This is a genomic window from Methanofollis sp. UBA420 (genome assembly GCF_002498315.1).
In the GTDB taxonomy this organism is placed as follows: Archaea; Halobacteriota; Methanomicrobia; order Methanomicrobiales; family Methanofollaceae; genus Methanofollis.
This window is the reverse complement of the sequence record NZ_DAGX01000002.1, coordinates 29,040-47,030: the sequence shown is the minus strand read 5'-3', so window position 1 is coordinate 47,030 and position 17,991 is coordinate 29,040. Positions and strand designations below refer to the sequence as shown.

Genomic DNA, 17,991 nt, shown 5'->3' with positions numbered 1-17,991 from the left:
AGACATGCCGTTCCCCCTCTCTTCCTGTGAGCCGTCACGTCCTGGCAGGGGGAGAGAACAGGAGCGGCGATATATATCCCCCTTAGTCGTCATATCCGACGATTCTTCTCAGGTCTCTGGCATACTCACTCTTTTCCCTGCTCTTCGGGAGAAGCTGGAGGACTTCAAGTGCTCTCTCATAGCGCTGGGCGGCGTAGGAATCATCAAAAAGAGTGCTATCGACCTGCACCGGTTCCCCCGAACATCCGGGGGTGCACAATACCCTGAGGGCCTCCCTCTCCTCCTTCGAACCTGCGGTGACGACCTTGCCATGCATGCAAAAAGCTTCGATTGAAACGAACAGGCCATAGATGCCGCCGTCGCACCGCCACATACGATCCCCTGAGGACTGGAAAATATGCATTGTCTCCTTCAATGCCTCGATCCTGCGGGCATAGTCTCCCCGTGAGATATATTTCTGGACCTCCAGCCTCTCCAGTTCCTCGTCGGTGACAAGAACCCGTATCCCGTCCAGGGGTCGTTTCCGAACATGGATGATATTGCGGCATGCCGGGCATTTTTTCGTTGCCATCGGCTTCTCCTTCAAATACGCATCGCAGTAGGGGCATAGGGGTTCGACCTTGCCGAGGGCCTCCAGGTCGTGGGGTATCTCCGCGACGATGCTGTCGATCAGGAGGTCATAATCGACCCGGCCTTCAGAATCCCGTAAAAAAGGCATTTCAGATCTGATGCCGCAAGGACTATGAAAGTTTACCATGAAAAACACCTGCGGCATTTTTCATCCCGATGCCCGAGACTTTGTTTTATGAGCAGGTTTCCGGAATGCATGCAGGACGCCAACGACCCGGAAAACCTCGAATTGCTCTTCTCTCTTCCCATTCGATCCATACTCTCTCTCTTTACACTGTCAAGGAGGACTGCCACACCCTCTCTGTTACGTACGGTCTGGCCTGGTGGTCTGCACTCTCTGTGCTGCCGATAAGACTCATCGGAAAAGGATTCCAATTGTCTTTTTACGATAGAATTAGAGATTACGGATTCTCAGGCCCCGGATATGAAAGATTCCGTCCAATATTTTATTGCAATATATAATATACGTTACGCTTTTTATATCCAAATTCTATTTCACACCCACTATTTACAGACCCTAAAAAGAATACAAATAGATACGGAGGCATCACGATACGTTTTTAGCGTCAGCATGGACACACACGATCTTCGCGCCAGATGATGCCCGGGCGCATCACATCACCGCCAGTATCCCGGCCATCAGCGCCATTCCGGCAATAAGTCCATAGATCGAGAGGTGCGCCTCCCCGTACTCCCTCGCGGCCGGGAGGAGTTCGTCGAGGGCGACAAAGACCATGATGCCCGCGACCACCGCAAAGATGGCGCCGGACAGTGCGGCATCCATATACGGGGAGAGGATAAAGAAGGCGATCAGGGCACCGACCGGTTCGGCAAGTCCGGAGAGGAGGGAGTAGCCGATGGCCTGCGTCCTGCTCCCTGTCGCATAATAGATCGGTACAGAGACCGCGATCCCCTCGGGGATGTTGTGGATCGCGATCGCGGCCGCGATCACGACCCCGAGACCGGGGTCGAGAAGGGCGCTGGAGAAGGTCGCCATGCCCTCGGGCATGTTATGGAGGGCGATCGCACCGGCGGTGACGATGCCTGTCCGATAGAGTCCGGCAGACCCGCAACCCCTCCCGGCCTGATTGCAGATCTCCTCCACCCGCCTGATCTCATGGGGGTTCTGGGGGAAGGGGACGAGGCGGTCGATCGCGGCGATGGCAATCATGCCGCCGAGAAATGCGGCCGCGGTCTGCCACACACCGAGGCCCTCCTGCGCGAGAGGGAGGAACTCCACAAAAGAGACATAGATCATCACCCCGGCCGAGAAACCGAGCCCGACCGAGAGCATCCGGGTGTTTGTCCTGCTGGTGAAGAGGGCGGCAAGGCTTCCGATGCCGGTCGAGAGGCCGGCGAGCAGGGTCAGCCCGAAGGCCACCCAGACGGAGGCGGGGTCGGTCATCATGCAGGCAGGGAACCGATCGCCCGCACGGTTCTAATATTCACCGGTGGCGTTTCTCGAAGCGGGACTTTGTGCAGAACGCTGAGAAATGCTCAAGTGTTCCTGCAGGACAGCCGCCTCTGCCGAAGTATTCGACCAATATTCCAATCTGCTCGATGGTCTCGGGATGGAGTTCGTGTTCCATGAAACACGCGTCTTTATCGGCGACGCCCTCGGGCACTTTGATAAGCATCAGGAAGGACTTGAGGGTGTCATGCCGTGACTTGATCACCCGCGCGATCCTCTCGCCCTCGGGCCTGAGGGTCACACCTTCGTACCGCCTGTACTCCACAAGGCCCATGGCGTCGAGTTTCTGGAACATCTCCACGACGCTGGAGGGACTGACGTCGAGTTCGCCTGCAACGTCCTTTGTCCGGGCATAGCCCTTTTCAAGGGAGACGTTCAGGATCGCCTCCAGATAGTCTTCGGCTTTTCTGGTGAGGGTGGTCACACCCTGTACGTTGGCCATACTCCATCAAAAATGGTTGGTCAGGCTTCCTGCCTCTGATTGAGGAGGAGCCAGCCGACAAGGAGGACAAAGGGCAGCAGGAGGACTGCCGGGCTGTACGGCGGCATAAAGCCGGCGACGAAACCTTCGAGCGAGTTGAAGAATGCCTCGCTCTCCTCTCCCGCCGGGATGCCGCCACAGATCATACCGAAGATATCGCACCCGGCGATCAGGCCGACCATCGCCGCACCGAGGACGGCGGTGGCGCGGCGATCGAGATCGCCGGATGAGCGGGCGCCTGTGAGGAGGAATAGTCCTCCGAGGGCGACGACCAGACCGCCCCATGCCCAGTGGAAGAAGTCGTCACCGGTGATCTCAAGGATGCCGATACCGACCGGCCCGGTGCCGCCCGCCCAGACAAGGACGTCGGCAAGGCCGAGGACGAGTGCCGCCGCTCCGACGAGGGCGGCACCGACGGATGCGATGGTATATGATCTCTTCATTTATGCCACCCCGAGGAGGATGCCGATGCCGTGGATTGCCCCACCATATGCGAAGACGACCACAGCAAGGGTCGCAATGGCTGCCAGGAGCTGTTTCCAGCCCTCACGAAGCATGACCACGAAGGTGGCCACGCAGGGGAAGTAGATGGAGATGAGGACAACCGAGGTGATCATCTGGTACGGCGTCATGGCGATGGTGGAGAGTTGTGCGACCGCCAGATCCTTTCTCAGGAATGCGGCGATCAGCGGTGCGACCGTCTCGGCCGGCACCCCGAACCAGGTGACGAAGATGGGTGCCAGCAGAGTGGAGAGCACCTGGATCACACCGGCGAGGTACAGGAGATTGACGATGAGGATACCGAGCCAGACGAAGGGGATCGCCTCCTTGAGGAAACTCTTTGTCCGGTTCCAGAGTTTCTTCCCCACATTCTCGCATGTCGGCCAGCGGTACGGCGGGACGTCGATGAGGATCTCGGGGTTCTCCCCCGGTATCAGGCGGTTGAGGAGGAAGCCGAAGACCGCGAAACCGATGAGAAGATACAGGATGACCCAACCCACCGATTCAGGGATGACGGCGAGCATGATGCCGAGCTGTGCCCCGCACGGGACGAAGATCGCAAGGAGCGTCATCATCAGGAACCGCTGCTTCTTCGTCTCCAGCACCCTGGTGGCGGTGACGGCCGGGACATTGCACCCGAGGCCCAGGATCGTCGGGACGATTGCATAGCCGTGGAGCCCGATCTTGTGGAGGAAGGTGTCGGCGAGAACCGCAAGCCGCGGCAGATACCCCGAGTCTTCCAGGAGCGTCATGGTCAGGTAGAAGACGAGCACCGCAGGGAGGACGACGCCTATCGAGACGAAGAGTCCGGACGTCAGGACGCCGAAGGCCTCGAAACAGTTGTCAGCAAGGGGGTCGCCGACGAAGAGGAAGTAGTGGATGCTGTTCGGGTCTGGCCAGACGCTCTGGAGCCAGGGGAGCCAGCGGTTGTCGAAGAACTTGACCATGAAGCCGTCGGTGACGAGGTCGCCTGCGAACGAGCAGAAGACGCTCCAGAAGGCGTACAGGACGGCGAGGGCGACCGGCAGGCCGGTGAGCGGTTTGACGGTGAGATCGCCGAGGGCGTCGGCAAGGCCGCGGCGCGAGACGCCGGTCGAGACGACCTTGCGTGCGACCTGGTCGACGAGGTCCCAGCGCTGGTCTGCGGTGAGTCCCATCAGTGGCACCCCCCGCAGCCCGCGCAGCCCGAACACCCGCTCATACGGGCGGTCTCGGGCGAAGAACCGTTTGCTCGTGCGGCTATGGCGTCGATGTCGGCGGTTTGCGCCTTCCTGAGCGTCCCTGCCAGATCCTTGATCCCTTCTCCGACCGTGGCCGAGGTCTGGACGACCGGGACGCCGAGGAGGTTCTGCAGGCGGCGGGCGTCGACTGCGATCGATTTCGCGCGGGCGGCGTCCATCATATTGAGGACGACAAGAACCGGCGCACCCCGCTCTATCACCTCAAGGCTCAGGTACAGCCCGCGCTCCAGGCGGGTGGCGTCGAGGACGAGGAGCACGACGGCGTCGGGGTGTTCTTTCAGGATATGGACGGCCACGTCTTCGGCGGCGTCCCGCGGTTCAAGCGAGTAGGCGCCCGGCACGTCGATGATCTCATAGGTCGCGCCGCCTTCGACGAGGGTGCCCCTCATGACGTCAACGGTCGTGCCCGGATAGTTGGAGACGACGGCCTCGGCACCGGTGAGTCGGTTGAAGAGAGCGCTCTTGCCGACATTGGGGTTCCCGACCATCAGGACGGTGCGGATGTTCTGGTCCTTTTGATTCATGTGTGTGTTACGCTCCTGTATGTTAGACCTCGACCACAACCAGGGCGGCGATCTCAAGGCCCATGGCGACCTCTACCCCTTCCGCAAGGACGACCACCGGCCCCTTGATCGGTTGCCGGGTGATCATCTCCAGGCGTTTTCCTTTTCTGATTCCAAGGCAGTTTAAATCGTGACGGGAACCACGGAGCTCGATGACAACCCCGCTCTCGCCATATTCCATCTCTTTCAGTTTCTTCTGCGTCATACAACCTCTCGATGATAATCTGTGCCGCCATCCTCCTGCCGAGCACGACCTCGCCGTCGCCACTCTGGACGACGATGGGACCGAAGGTGGAGGAGACCATGGTGACGATACGGCGACCTGGATCCCGCGGAGGGCGAGGTGCTGGATGAAACCGTCCCGACCATGAATATCGATGATCCGTGCACGATCACCGGATGTGAGTTCAATCAGCTGCATGCAGGCTGTTCCTCGACATTAGTGTGGATATTTCGAGTGATATGAGGACTGCCCGAAAGATCTTCGGGATTTTTCAGGGAGCGAAACATCTTTCGGATTTTGACCATTTTTCCGAAAGATCCGAAGGGTGCAGAAAAGGGTCTGAAAGAAATACAGGCAAAAAAGGGTCCATCAGTCCTCCCATATCGACACCGGATGCGTGAAACATAAGGAGGGTGTGAAACACGGTATTGGTGTATGGTCCCGGAGACCTATCGTCCCGACCACCCTGGGACGCGCTTCCGGGCACAATCCGAGGATATTTAATAATTACCATGGTATTCCCCTGACATGCACGAGGCGCTGGTGCGGCCCGAGCAAAGGAGTATCACAGATTCCCGGCGATCGTCACATCGTCTCACCCCCTGGCGAGGTGGCCGTTCGATCCCCGGCCCTGCCCGACGCCTGCCCGAAGATGGCCCTGAGAACTTCAGGGATCTCGTCGGGATTCTTCACTCCTCTGATCGAGGCAACAACGCTCATGCGCTGACCTCCGCGGGTGCGTCCATTCTGCCTGGTTTCCCGGACCTTGTCCTGGCTGTGTTCATGTCTCTGCATCTATGGTCGGGTATTCGGGGTTGATGTACTCTTCCCGAAGACTATTCGGAAATTCGAAGGCCATTGAACACTTCGGGCGGAGGTGAGGTAACCTTCGAGAACGAATGAGTCAGGTCCCGTGCAGGTCGGACGCCACCCGCCCGGGGCAGGTTGGAACCATCATAAAACCACATATTGTGCCTCAGATTACGATTTTGAGCACAAATAGGTGCGAATTTTCTCGCAGTCATGGGATCATATATGTATTGAGGGGATCCACTCATGGTCATGCGACCTATGAAGGACACCATGCGAAAGGCCCTGCCCCTGGCGGGTACGGCCATCGTCCTCGCCGCGTGTCTCCTTGCCGCCGGATGTACGGGGCAGGCACCGGGGGGGAAAGACAATGAAACGGTCCAGGGGATCGACCTGAACGGCACCGCCTGGGACCTCGTCTCGTATGCACAGAACAGTTCGATGGTGAACGCCCTCGAAGGAACTCCGGTCACCCTTGTGTTCGGGGAGAATGCCACGGCCGGTGGTTCGGCCGGGTGCAATGCCTACTCCGCCTCGTACACAGTGGATGGCAAAGCGATCACCTTCGGCCCTGCGATCTCGACGCAGATGTACTGCATGAAACCGGGCGTGATGGAGCAGGAGAGCGCGTATCTCGGCCTCCTCAACACGGTGAAGACCTATGAAGTCAAGGACGACACCCTGACCTTCTTCGACGAGAAGGGCACCGCCGTCCTGGTCTTCAAGAAGCATGTGCCGCCTGAGCCCGAACCGCTCGTCGGGACTGCCTGGGAACTCCAGTGGTACCATGACGGCGACGCCGTCGTCTCGGTCATCGCAGGTTCCGAAGTGACTGCCGTCTTCGACGAGGCCGGAAAGGTCGCCGGGTCGGCCGGGTGCAACCGCTACTTCGCCTCGTACACGGTGAACGGCACTGAGATGACCATCGGCCAGGCGGGATCGACACTGATGGCCTGCACGGACGAGGACGTCATGAAGCAGGAGAGCACCTACCTCAGGCTTCTTGGAACGGTTGCCTCCTTCTCGATCGAGGGAGAGGAACTGACCCTGATGGACGCGAACGGCACGAAGGTCCTGATGTTCGCGAAGGCCGTCCCCCCCCAGCCGAAGCCCCTGACAGGGACGAACTGGACCCTTGAGTCTCTCCACACCGGCGATGCTGTCAGCTCGGTCATCGCGGGTTCGGAGATCACCGCCGTCTTCGACGAGGACGGAAGGATCGCCGGGTCGGCCGGGTGCAACCGCTACTTCGCCACATACACGGTGAACGGCACTGAGATGACCATCGGCCCCGCAGGATCGACACTGATGGCCTGCACGGACGAGGATATCATGAAGCAGGAGAGCACCTTCCTGTCACTCCTCGAATCAGTGGCCTCCTTCACGATCGAAGGCGACAGGCTCTCTCTCATGGACGGGAACGGCACGGCAGTCCTCGTCTTCAAAGAGGCACAGGCCCCCGTCGCCCTGCCCCTCGTGGGCACCACCTGGGTGCTTGACACCTACCACCTTGGAGATATCGCGGTGCGGGTCATTGAAGGGACTGAGATCACTGCAGTCTTCGGGGAAGACGGGAAGGTCACCGGATCGGCCGGGTGCAACAACTACTTCGCGACCTACAACCTCTCGGGGTCGTCCCTGACATTCGGCCCGGCAGGGTCCACGAAGAAGATCTGCGCTGAGCCCGAGGGGATCATGGCGCAGGAGGAGAGGTACCTGTCGATCCTCAAGGCCGTGAGGAGTTACGAGATCGAAGGGAACCAGTTGAAAATGCTCGACATGAACGGCTGGCGGATCTTTGCCTTCAATGCGAAGGTCTGAAACTCCCCACTTTTTTGATTCACTCCCTCTCGCCTTGACCCTCCTCCTTGTGAGGGTCAGGGAGAGGAGAGCATCTCTCTACACTGGTCCCTTTGGATATCCCATCTGGATCCTGCCTGACCGGACGGTCGTCAGCAAACTCCCTGCAGGCAAGGAGGGCAAGGAAGGGCAGGGCCATGATCCAGTAATGGAGATATTGCCGGATCAGGATAGTCAGAACAAATAGGAGGGCAAAAAGGCATAGAGCTTTTTCAGAAGGTGTCCTGAGCCCTCGCCGGGCAACGCTCGCGCCGGCAAAGAGGATGGTCGGCAGGACCATCGCAATGCTTGCCACCAGATTGACGACGAAGCCGATAGGACTCTCAGAACAATAGTTCGGTATTCCTGAGATATCCGAGCCGCAGAGATAGGCCGGAGCGACTCCGCATGTCCAGAAGAGGGCATCGAACACAGTTTCAGCACCATATGCCAGATACAGCACGCCGAAGGGGCTGAGAGCGGCTATCGCCACCGGGAGGACGAAGCGATGATAGCGGCGGTCACCCTCCGCTCGCATCAACAACAGGAGGGGGATTGCACCGAGGACCGCATACTGCTTGAACCCGCAGGCGAGGCCGAGGGCAAGACCCGCTCCCGCAAAACGCGATTGGCGTGCGAGGGTATAGGCGCAGAGGATCAGGAAGACCGCAAACTGCTCGCTGAAGAGAAAATATCCCTGCACCAACGCAGCACCGACAAGGTAAAGGAGTCCTGCCGAATAACCGGCGACACGGCCATAGTCCTCGACCCCTATCCGCCAGAGAAGGAGGGCAGACCCCACATTCAGGGCGGCCATCACCACCGCGTCGGCGGCACTGCCAGGGACGAGATAGTCCATGAGAGCAATGGTGAAGTAGAGCAGAGGTGGTTTTGGGTCGACGAAATCGACATATGGTATCAGGCCTGCAAGGATGGTCCCGGCCATGGCATGAAAACGCTGGCCGTCGATACCGCCCCAGCCCTCGCCGATGTGGGACAGGAAAAAAGCGATGACAGCAGCGGTTCCGGCATAACTGATCAGAACGATAGCGTTCTGCAGTGAGAGAACTCCCTTCACCCGCTCGCCTTCCCATGCGGTCGCCGGGACGGGAGGTGTTCAGGCTTCGGTGCCGCGTACATGCTCAAAGATATGTTTCAAGGCATATAATGAAGGTACCGGATTAAAAGCGATTTCTGAAACCATTATCGAATGTTCAAACCAGAACGTGTACAGAAAAAGAGCGGGGAAAGTTCGGATTTCTTACCGGAGCCCGGAAGATCCGGTCTGTATCGCCTTGCCGCCGTTCCTGTCGATGACCATGTACTCCAGGGGCGTAGAGTTAGTTGCGCCCCGGACAGATCCCTCGATGACCTGCGTGGCCGAGAGGGACAGATGCGGCGGCCGGATCCCGTCCGATGCTATCCCGCCATAAAATGACCCACATTTAAATCTGGAAAAGTCGAGTTCTGGTGCCCATGCCCGGCGTGGTGGAGTCTCTCGACCGAAAGAGCGGGGAAGACGGAAATCCGCGTGGGTCTTCCGGAAATTCGGGAGAGACACCGATTCGATCATGAGCGGTCTCCGGAACGTCACACACGGCGACACAAAAATAAAAGAGAGTTTTTCGGATGACCTTAGAATATATGCTCCGGTTCCAGGTACCCGGAGGAGTAGACCACACCGGTCTTGGTGTCCGAGAGGGTATACTCACTGCCGCCGTCGATAGCGATTGCACCGCTTGCCCAGGTATCGATGGGATTATCCGGGTCCCCGCGATCAACCTTGAAGCCGAGTTGCGCTGAAGGAGACCAAGATGGCGCCATGTAAAATTCACTGTAGATGATGAACCGTTCCCCCGGTTCGATGATCGGGTTCTTCAGCTCTTCGATGGTCAGGCCGCTGCCGAACCTCTGCATCCGGTATCCGGTTGCGTTTTTAGTAAGCGTAACACGAGATCTCCATGATCCTTTCAGGTAAGGGCTGCCTTCAACATATTCGAGGCTGACCGGGTCATTATAAGTCAGCGTAAACGCTCCCTGACAGCCCGTGCTACCGGTCATATAGAATTTCAGGTTCCTGAGGTCCAGGGTGCCGCCGCCGGCATTTTCAAAAACGACCCCGATCTGCTCAAATGTTCTTGGTTGACCACCTCCGGAAGATATCCCGACCAGTTCCACCTGAGCGTCTGATCCTGTCTCGACTTCGCCGGTAAGCGAGGTTGAAAAGGAACTGACCACCGCCGCAATGATGATCGTCACGACGAGCATCAGCATCACCCCAACGACGGGAGAGACGGCATGCTCGGCCTCCTGCATCTCTTTCATCACCATGTCGCCACCACATCCCTATCATACACTGTCTGACCGCTTGGCGTGTGGACGATCGTCACATGGACGACAGATCCCTCCTGGAACCCGTATGCAGGCCTGTCGGTCACATCGAAGCCGAGGAACGCATTACGGTCCTTGAACCAGTAAGGTTCGCCCGCCTTGAACAGGCAGGTGCCAAAGTACGGCTTACCTTTGCCAACCATGCCATATCCGGGAATCAGGCAGTTTAAAGCAGCATCTTCAAGTTTATACCCATTGACCTGGGAAACAAAGGGGTCCGAGTTATCATCCCACACATCGTCCTGACCGATCGCACCGTCCAGTGTGTGTTTGATGACCCTGCCGGCATGTGCCAGATGTACCCCGTTATAGGTCTCCGGCACCGTGTAGGTCGTGATGATCCGGAGATCTCCGGAATTCAGGGTATCTCCTGCGGTCATGGTCAGCACCACACACTCGGGGGCCGGGCCGGGCGCATTAGATGTCGCCCCGTTTCCAACAGCATCTCCCGCACGGATGCTGATCTCAAATGCCGTCGTCGGTGCCGGTTCGGCCGAATCGCTCAGCCCACCGGAGAAACTGCTGACAAGAGCGGCGACGATGATCGTCACGACAAGCATGAGCATCACCCCGATCACCGGCGAGACCGCACATTCTTTTTCAATGAAAAAGAAGGAGGGACTCTCCGCTTCAGGACTTTTTTTCTCTCTGCACATTGTTATTCACCCTATTTCCAGAAAGCAGCCTCACCGTATGATGAGTGTACCTCTCTGTATGGGCTTGCCGCTCAACTGATCGGTGATCGTGTAATCGAAGGGCACATCGGCCTGCACTTTGAATGTGCCGCTTGAATCCTCAGGAGACCAGGTGAGGAACCGTCCCTTCGCAACATTTTTATCAAGGGATTGGGTGCTGTCATAACAGTCATCGGCGACGATCATGAACGAGTCGCCGACGGTGATCAGTTCATCGCCTTCTCCCTGTTCATCGCCTCCTCCCGGCAGTGCGAAATATGTCTCCTTATCCTCGGAGTCTTTCATGAGTGTCAATTTTGACTTATCAATCGCTGCCGCAGTGTTGTTGAGGTGAGTCTTCATGTCGAAGTTTATGACACTGTCCCCGTTTTTCAACTGGACCGTAATATCCCGCAGCGAGAAAGAATCCCCACCTGAGAGACGGAACTTAATGCCATTGTTTAGCTTATCAGAATGATCGGGAACTTCATTCGTTTTTTCGGTATCTGTAATACTGCAGACATAGGATGCAGAGAGTGAGACCTGCGGTGCAAGCGTCTGGTCCTGTGCAACACTGCCGGAGAATGCACTCACCATGGCGGCGATGATGATCGTCACCACGAGCATCAGCATCACCCCGACGACCGGAGAGATTGCATCGTCCTCTTTTCCATATGATTCAGTCATTGTACAATCACCCTGCCGCTGAAAAGGCTCTTCTGGCTTGGGAGATGGATGATCTCGACGTCAACCGCAGACCCTCTCACAAAACCATATTCATTACGCTTCTCTGGTGTCGAGATGTCAAAGCCGAGCACCGTGCTTGTGCCTTTAGACCCTCCCGTGCTCATGACATCGCCTGAGGAGAAGGTGTACTCCCCGAAGTTCGTCTCATCGTCCCCAGGTGTGCCGCACGCGACGTCATTCAGGTACGGGATCTTTACAGAGGAGATCTCCTCGTCATGAATGATCATCCCTCTCACAGCCTTTGTCGAGGACGTCACCTCACCGCGCTGCATGGTCTTTTTTGTTGATGCCGGTGGCGTGTAATAACCGACTATCCGCAGGTCGGACGTCGGGATACTGCTGCCCCCGTGGTGCTCGATGAGCATGACGTACTGGTCCTTGTGGTCCCCTCCGTCGGAGATCATTTTTACGTCGATGGCGGCCGAGGGGGCGGTCTCGGTGTTTCCAAAGGCATCGCCGGCGAACGCCGAGACAAATGCGGCGATGATTATCGTCACCACGAGCATCAGCATCACGCCGATGACCGGGGAGACTGCGTCGTACTTCTCAGAAATCATTTTTTCTCTCTTCCTGATCTGCCTGTTCATAACACACTTCCTACAAGAGTGCCTGAGGCGATGACCGCCCCTGTGTTTTTATCGCTGAGCGTGTACGTGGTCCTGCTGCTCACCTCGAACTCACCGCTGGTGTACGGTGAGCCCTCCATGCCGCGGTCGGAGACGTACGCCACACGTCCGTACCTGCTCGTACCGTCCTCGATGAAGCGGTCCGCGTGGATCACGAACCTGTCGCCCGCCTTGATTTTAGAATTGGCCACAGTCGTGGCGGCGCTTGCTGAGTCCGCGACCCCGATCTTCTTCATGCGGTACGTGAAATCAGATAAGAGACGGGCTTCATCTGGCACGGGGATATCAAGATACTTCGAGGAGGGGGCATCGGTGTAGGAGATCGAGACTTCGTCCCCCCCTGAGAGAGTCGACTTCAGGTGAAGGTTCATATCTGACAACAGCAACGTCTCTCCTCCCTTGTTCTCGAATACCAGACCGATCTCCCCAAGACCCCCGCTCTGCCCTGTGAGCACCCCGACATACTCGACCAGGGTGCCTGGTGCAGCATCTGTGTCTGAGACAAACCCCGTAGAGAATACGCTCACCGTTGCAGCGATGATGATCGTCACCACAACCATCAGCATCACGCCGACGACCGGCGAGACCGCATCGTCATTCCTTGAATTTACCACGGTACAATCACATCCTTATCAAAGAGGACCTTCCCGCTGCCGGTGTGGACGATCATGACGTTAACCGTAACGCCTTCACCAAACCCGTAGACACTACGCACGCCTGTTTCAAATCCAAGGAAGTTGTCACGGTCGAAGGTGAGCCGTCCGCCAGGCACGAGAATGGCCGTCCCGAATGTTTTATCCGCAGTCCTCGTGGACACGATGCTGTCGTCGTTGGTCACCTGCGGCGTAAAAGGATACCCGGCAACATCAGTTTTAATGGCGTTAGCCTCCACCGGCGAGAGCGATCCGTCAATCGTGTGTTTAATAACACGCCCGCTCTTCTCCAGTTCATCGGATCCCCACATCTCTGGCACAGTAAAAGAACTGACAATCTTGAGATCCTTTGTCGCCAGCGGGTCGCCGCCAAGGTGTTCAATTGTCACGTTCTTCTCGTTCGGTCCGGCAAACATCTTGATTGCCAGAGTTGCCACCGGGGCGTTCTCGGTGGTAGACCCCAGGCCCCCGGCAAAACTGCTGACAATCGCGGCGATGATGATCGTCACCACGAGCATCAGCATCACCCCGACAACAGGGGATACCGCCTCGTCCCGTTCATCCGGGTATGGTTTTTTCCTGCTCCACAAGGGAGGTGCACTTTTCCGGAATTGTACAATCATGGTGTCGTTTCTCCATTTGACAAATAAATATGAGTTATAACAATAAATTTGTATAATGTTGTTCCACAAACGCGAATTTAAACATTCCGTATGCACTCGGAGTTATTTTAGATTCTTTTTTAAAATTAAGCCCTGCAATCTCGCATTTCAGAGGTGCATGCCGGCATTGCATTGCGATCAAATAAAATAGCGATAAATCAAATATTTTTGATATGGCGGCAGATCTCCGCCCCAGGGAGTCTTACTATTATGAAGCACTATCGGATCATAGCAGTCCTGTGTATAACCATCCTTCTCCTGACTACGTCTGCCTCAATTGCTTCAGCGCGTTTCTCAACCCCTGAAGGACCGAACGCAGGGATAAGCCCGGGAGATACCGTTTTTATGGGCGAAAGAAATGTGAACTTCTCGGCTTATTCCGACCCCATAAAAGGAGAACCAGTGCGGATCGTGAGAATTGACGAGTCCGGACAGCAGGTTGACCCGATTGCAATCACCAACAATATCGCAAATTACATCCGCGGGAAATCAGGGCAGTATTATCCGGTTTACAGCGATGGAAACCGCAGTGCGAGCAGGTACTGTCTGATCCAGAATGCTGCTGACTGCCTGGGGCAGATGAAGATACGCACCGTCGGGACAGACATCGAACCGGAGACGAACCCCAGCCGGCAGAACACCATTCCCTACCGGATGGGCATACAGTTCCAGATGCCCGACCACACCCTCCCCCTCAACCAGTTCCAGGACTCGTCATGGTACGAGTACGAACTGCAGGGCACTATCAAAACCAGCAGGATCACCAACACCGCAGGAAGTACGGTCTCTCTCAAAGAACTTACCGCAGACCCTGCAGCACCAGACGATACCTACGTGTTCCGCCTCTCCGACCAGAGAGCGATCTCTCCTGGCAGCGACGCAACAATGGTGTTCAGGATGACCCTGAATGACATGAACTACGAACTGCCGTATTCATTCGAGGTACAGGACTACCCCCTGACCCTTGAACTCTCTGAGACCTCTGTGCAGCGTAACGACGACCTCATCCTCACCGTCAAGGGCATGCCCTTCATGCAGTACGACCTCAGCCTGCCTGTGCCGGAGAATGGAGAAGACTTCCCGTTCTTCGACGGGGGCGGATGGGACGAGCCCACGATCTCGGACTATCATGTGCGTGCCCACCCTGAGTGGGACGGAGAGGTGCGGCTGAACATCCATATTCCAAAAGACGCTCAGCCCACCAGTTATACCGTCTCCGCGACCGGCCCCGGCACCGTCCAGCCGGTGACGGCAATATTCTCCATCGACCAGAAGGCCATGAGCCTGATCTTTGATGAGCCCGACCAGAACCAGTACGCCATCGGAGATATCATCGAATTATCAGGGACCCTGAAAAATATCGACAAAACATCTGCAACAACTCTCATTCCAATCTATCTCTCAGTCACAGGGCCGAACCTGCCCCCGAACGGCGCTCCCCTCACCGACCCGTCGCGGGAAGTGGTGGACGGTGCACCTGATTCGTTCACTGTCACCTCGTACAATCCGGTCCTTGGAACATGGAGTTACAGCTGGGAGACCTCGAAGTTCTCCTGTGATGAAGGAACCTACACCGTCCACGCCAACCTCCAGCCTATCGGGTATCAGAAGAGCAGTTATCCAGGTGCTCCCGGATCTATCGACGGCGAAGTCCCCCCCTCCTGGGAGTATGAACTGAGCAGCCCGACCCTTCACGCGAAGTTCGACGAGAATACCGGGGGGACCTTTGCCCGCGGGGACTACCTCTATTCCTGGTGGTATGCCAGAGGGAGCCCGGGCAACACCGGGATGTCGAGTTCCACCGGCCACATGAAGTGGTACATCTTCGGCCCCAACTTCAGGTATGCCGACTTTAACCCCAGGTTCCCGCTCGGTGAAGATGAAGAAAAAGGCTCGTACGGGATCACCCACTCGCGCAACTTTACCTATGATCTCACGCCGGGGGAATATTTCATCGTCTACCACCACCCAGGCCATGACGGCCAGTTCGACCTCCTCCCGGAGAACAGCCTCTACTTCAGAGGAAGCCTGAACCAGATATTCAATACGGACGGTACGCTGAAAGTGAACATTGGATCTCTCGATGCCAGATACGCTGCTGACGCCCTGGTTAAGGCACTGGATTCGCCAACCATTGACGACATATATACGATGGACACCTTCACCGTCGCGAAACCCGTGATCCAGATCCGGCCGCCCGGCGACCTGGTCGTCGGCGACGACCTGGTCGTCGAAGGAAAGACCAATCTTGCCGGAAAAGGAACGACTGCCGACGGCACCCAGGTCGTCGATAAACTAACACTGACGGTCACCGCCCTTGATCTCTATGACGGGGGCAAGGCAAATACCGTCATGAAGATCCCGATCGACTACACGTATCCAGGGAAGTACGACCCCTCCACCGGACTCCGTCCGTTTTCCTACGACGCAGTCGACTCCAGTTCATGGTATCCGGGAATGTATGAAATCAAAGTCGAGTGCAAGGATGTCAAGTACAAGAGCACCACCACCTTCGAACTCCACAGAGAAGGAAGCCAGAGGACTGCTTCTGTGAACGAACCCGAGCAGGACCCGTCCCTTCCCATAACTCCCGCTCAAACCCCTACATCTTCTCCATCTCCGACCGTCACCCCTTATTCAAGCCTCACGCCCACTCAGATCTCGGAGTCCACGCCCATACCCATGACCACCCAGTCCCCTGGTTTTGAAGCATACCTCGCGGTTGCCGCAGTGTTCGGGGCACTCATCACGAAGAGGAGGAGGAGATAACCGTGGACCTCGCCTTCGACGAGTCACTGTTCAAGAAAGTCATCGCCGTTCTTGTGATAGCGATTATTATCGTCGGCGCCATCGCCATTCTCAGGTTCTCCGGTCTTCTCGGTGGCGACAGCCCCCTCGGTCCAGGTCAGGTCCCCGGTACCCCCGGACCGGACACCGATCCCGGTCTGCGCGGGCACGACCTCGACGATCAGGAGAGAAAGGTCGCCGGCCCCAAGTCCTACACCTGGACCTATCGCGGGACCGGGATGGAGATGGAACTCTACATCTCCAACTCCACCTACCAGCACTTTGTATCCTCGTCATACGGGGCCTATGAAGACAAACCACAGAAAATGGCAGAGTACGTCGTGACCGACGGCGACGATGGAACCATCAGCACCATCGCAGAATGGTTCCTCGCCACCTCCCTGACATCGGGGTATGGTGACAGCGACACTGTCGGCAACGTCCTCGCCTTTGTAAAAAGCCTCAACTACACCACAGACGAAGAGCGCCGGCAGACCGGAGCGTACCCGAATTACCCGGTCATCACCCTTGCGACTGAGGAAGGGGACAGCGAGGACCACGCCGTCCTTGCCGCTGCCATCCTCGATAAGATGGGGTACGGTGTCTCCCTCCTGTATTACCCCGCGAGCCTCGACCGGCGCACGATCATCCCTGAGGCCACCGCACTCGGCCTTGTCCATGACGGCACGCTCACCGGAAGACTCTACGGGGCCGTTGCAGAGACCCCGGCGGGCAGGTTCGTCTACGACGCCAGGAACAAGACCGCTCTCGCCGCCCTCCCTGAAGGCTGCGATGCCGACGCAGGGTGGTACTCCGGCGACGCCGTCTGGCACAACGCCACCTCCTCCGGTTCCCTTGACAACGTACGCTACTACCCGGCAAACCAGACCTTTGTCACAGGGACAGACCTGCGTGCCGCCGACACGGTCGTCATAGAGGACGCCGTCTGGAACCAGCCGCTCCTCGTCACCGCAGCCTGGACCGTGAACACCACGGAGAAAGGCATTCCCCGCGGCGCATACGATGGCATGAAGCCGTACTTCAACGGCGGCGACGGCCTCTGGCAGGGCTGGACACTCTCGCGGGACGACCGTCTCGATGCCAACACCACCATCGCCGGAGAGCAACCCCTTGGTGAAGACCCTCTCTTTTCGGCGAACGAGAGTCTCACCGCAGCCCTTCGCATGCCGGTCTCTGAATTCACCTCGCCGCTGATCACCTGGCTGGAACCGGTGCAGGAATACTATGCCGACACCTGGTACCCCTCAGGGATTGCCTGGACCTATGACGACAAATGGCGCCTCCACGAGAACATCCTCGATATGCAGGACCCCCTGCTTGAGAACCCGGAGGACTACTCGCTCCGGGGTGTCACCGAGGTCGTCGCACCGGTCCCCTGGCGGGTCTCCTATACGGTCCAGAAGATGGACGAAGAGCATACAGAGAAAGATATGACCCCGTACAGCGACGTGAGGTTTGCGGTGTACCGCATCGAAGACGGTTCCGCCGTCTTTGACCGGACCTTCGGCTGGCAGACGATCTACGGTGCGAACTTGCGAAATAACGAGGCCGTCTTCGGCCCCGGAGAGTACGCGCTGGCGGTCTTTGTCAGGAACTGTGAGGTACATGCGGCCATCGAATATCATGGCAAACCGGCTGAGAAGACCTATTGTGGAGGGATATAATGTTCGA

The 17,991-nt window shown here is 57.4% G+C and carries 18 protein-coding genes; 3 read left to right on the top strand and 15 right to left on the bottom strand.

Annotation, left to right across the window (positions count from 1 at the left end; all coding sequences use genetic code 11):
* Window positions 1-82: 82 nt before the first annotated feature.
* The 8 genes from BP869_RS00225 to BP869_RS00190 all read right to left on the bottom strand — a co-directional run bounded on the left by BP869_RS00225 (window position 83) and on the right by BP869_RS00190 (window position 5,830).
* Window positions 83-718, bottom strand: a complete 636-nt coding sequence (locus BP869_RS00225; protein ID WP_342675812.1) for a hypothetical protein — start codon at window positions 716-718, stop codon at window positions 83-85.
* Window positions 719-1,243: 525 nt separating this feature from the next.
* Window positions 1,244-2,035, bottom strand: coding sequence for a zinc transporter ZupT (gene zupT, locus BP869_RS00220; RefSeq protein WP_342675810.1), 792 nt, complete (start codon window positions 2,033-2,035; stop codon window positions 1,244-1,246).
* A 40-nt stretch (window positions 2,036-2,075) separates the two neighbouring features.
* On the bottom strand, window positions 2,076-2,543 hold the full coding sequence (locus tag BP869_RS00215) for a metal-dependent transcriptional regulator (RefSeq protein WP_342675808.1): 468 nt from the start codon (window positions 2,541-2,543) through the stop codon (window positions 2,076-2,078).
* A 20-nt stretch (window positions 2,544-2,563) separates the two neighbouring features.
* On the bottom strand, window positions 2,564-3,025 hold the full coding sequence (locus BP869_RS00210) for a hypothetical protein (protein WP_342675806.1): 462 nt from the start codon (window positions 3,023-3,025) through the stop codon (window positions 2,564-2,566).
* On the bottom strand, window positions 3,026-4,240 hold the full coding sequence (locus tag BP869_RS00205; RefSeq protein ID WP_342675804.1) for a nucleoside recognition domain-containing protein: 1,215 nt from the start codon (window positions 4,238-4,240) through the stop codon (window positions 3,026-3,028).
* Window positions 4,240-4,848, bottom strand: a complete 609-nt coding sequence (locus BP869_RS00200; RefSeq protein WP_342675801.1) for a FeoB small GTPase domain-containing protein — start codon at window positions 4,846-4,848, stop codon at window positions 4,240-4,242. The genes BP869_RS00205 and BP869_RS00200 overlap by 1 nt, the downstream gene beginning before the upstream one ends.
* Before the next feature lie 22 nt (window positions 4,849-4,870).
* On the bottom strand, window positions 4,871-5,092 hold the full coding sequence (locus BP869_RS00195; RefSeq protein WP_342675799.1) for a FeoA family protein: 222 nt from the start codon (window positions 5,090-5,092) through the stop codon (window positions 4,871-4,873).
* A gap of 603 nt (window positions 5,093-5,695) precedes the next feature.
* Window positions 5,696-5,830 (bottom strand): hypothetical protein, encoded by a 135-nt coding sequence (locus tag BP869_RS00190; protein WP_342675797.1) that lies wholly within the window; start codon window positions 5,828-5,830, stop codon window positions 5,696-5,698.
* A gap of 336 nt (window positions 5,831-6,166) precedes the next feature.
* Here BP869_RS00190 and BP869_RS00185 point away from each other — a divergent pair, with 336 nt between their 5' ends.
* Entirely contained in the window at window positions 6,167-7,741 is a 1,575-nt protein-coding gene (locus BP869_RS00185; RefSeq protein WP_342675795.1) for an META domain-containing protein, read from the top strand.
* Window positions 7,742-7,760: 19 nt separating this feature from the next.
* Here BP869_RS00185 and BP869_RS00180 read toward each other — a convergent pair whose 3' ends face one another.
* From BP869_RS00180 to BP869_RS00150, 7 genes are all read right to left on the bottom strand, one after another.
* Window positions 7,761-8,837: a hypothetical protein gene (locus BP869_RS00180; protein ID WP_342675793.1), complete on the bottom strand. Its 1,077-nt coding sequence runs from the start codon at window positions 8,835-8,837 to the stop codon at window positions 7,761-7,763.
* A 557-nt stretch (window positions 8,838-9,394) separates the two neighbouring features.
* Complete coding sequence (locus BP869_RS00175; RefSeq protein WP_342675791.1) at window positions 9,395-10,090, bottom strand: type IV pilin N-terminal domain-containing protein; 696 nt, start codon at window positions 10,088-10,090, stop codon at window positions 9,395-9,397.
* The gene (locus tag BP869_RS00170; RefSeq protein ID WP_342675789.1) at window positions 10,084-10,806 is read right to left on the bottom strand and encodes a type IV pilin N-terminal domain-containing protein; all 723 of its coding nucleotides are present in this window, start codon (window positions 10,804-10,806) and stop codon (window positions 10,084-10,086) included. The genes BP869_RS00175 and BP869_RS00170 overlap by 7 nt, the downstream gene beginning before the upstream one ends.
* Before the next feature lie 30 nt (window positions 10,807-10,836).
* Window positions 10,837-11,511 (bottom strand): type IV pilin N-terminal domain-containing protein, encoded by a 675-nt coding sequence (locus BP869_RS00165; protein ID WP_342675788.1) that lies wholly within the window; start codon window positions 11,509-11,511, stop codon window positions 10,837-10,839.
* Window positions 11,508-12,128 carry a type IV pilin N-terminal domain-containing protein gene (locus BP869_RS00160; protein WP_342675787.1) on the bottom strand — a complete coding sequence of 207 codons (621 nt, stop codon included), beginning with the start codon at window positions 12,126-12,128 and terminating at the stop codon, window positions 11,508-11,510. Before BP869_RS00160 ends, BP869_RS00165 begins: the two co-directional genes overlap by 4 nt.
* Before the next feature lie 26 nt (window positions 12,129-12,154).
* Window positions 12,155-12,811 carry a type IV pilin N-terminal domain-containing protein gene (locus BP869_RS00155; RefSeq protein WP_342675785.1) on the bottom strand — a complete coding sequence of 219 codons (657 nt, stop codon included), beginning with the start codon at window positions 12,809-12,811 and terminating at the stop codon, window positions 12,155-12,157.
* Complete coding sequence (locus BP869_RS00150; protein ID WP_342675783.1) at window positions 12,805-13,473, bottom strand: type IV pilin N-terminal domain-containing protein; 669 nt, start codon at window positions 13,471-13,473, stop codon at window positions 12,805-12,807. The genes BP869_RS00155 and BP869_RS00150 overlap by 7 nt, the downstream gene beginning before the upstream one ends.
* 384 nt (window positions 13,474-13,857) lie before the next feature.
* Between BP869_RS00150 and BP869_RS00145 the strand changes: the two genes are divergently transcribed.
* Together BP869_RS00145 and BP869_RS00140 are read left to right on the top strand one after the other, a co-directional pair.
* Window positions 13,858-16,281 (top strand): hypothetical protein, encoded by a 2,424-nt coding sequence (locus BP869_RS00145; RefSeq protein ID WP_342675781.1) that lies wholly within the window; start codon window positions 13,858-13,860, stop codon window positions 16,279-16,281.
* A gap of 2 nt (window positions 16,282-16,283) precedes the next feature.
* Window positions 16,284-17,984 carry a hypothetical protein gene (locus BP869_RS00140; protein ID WP_342675780.1) on the top strand — a complete coding sequence of 567 codons (1,701 nt, stop codon included), beginning with the start codon at window positions 16,284-16,286 and terminating at the stop codon, window positions 17,982-17,984.
* The last annotated feature ends 7 nt before the right edge of the window (window positions 17,985-17,991 follow it).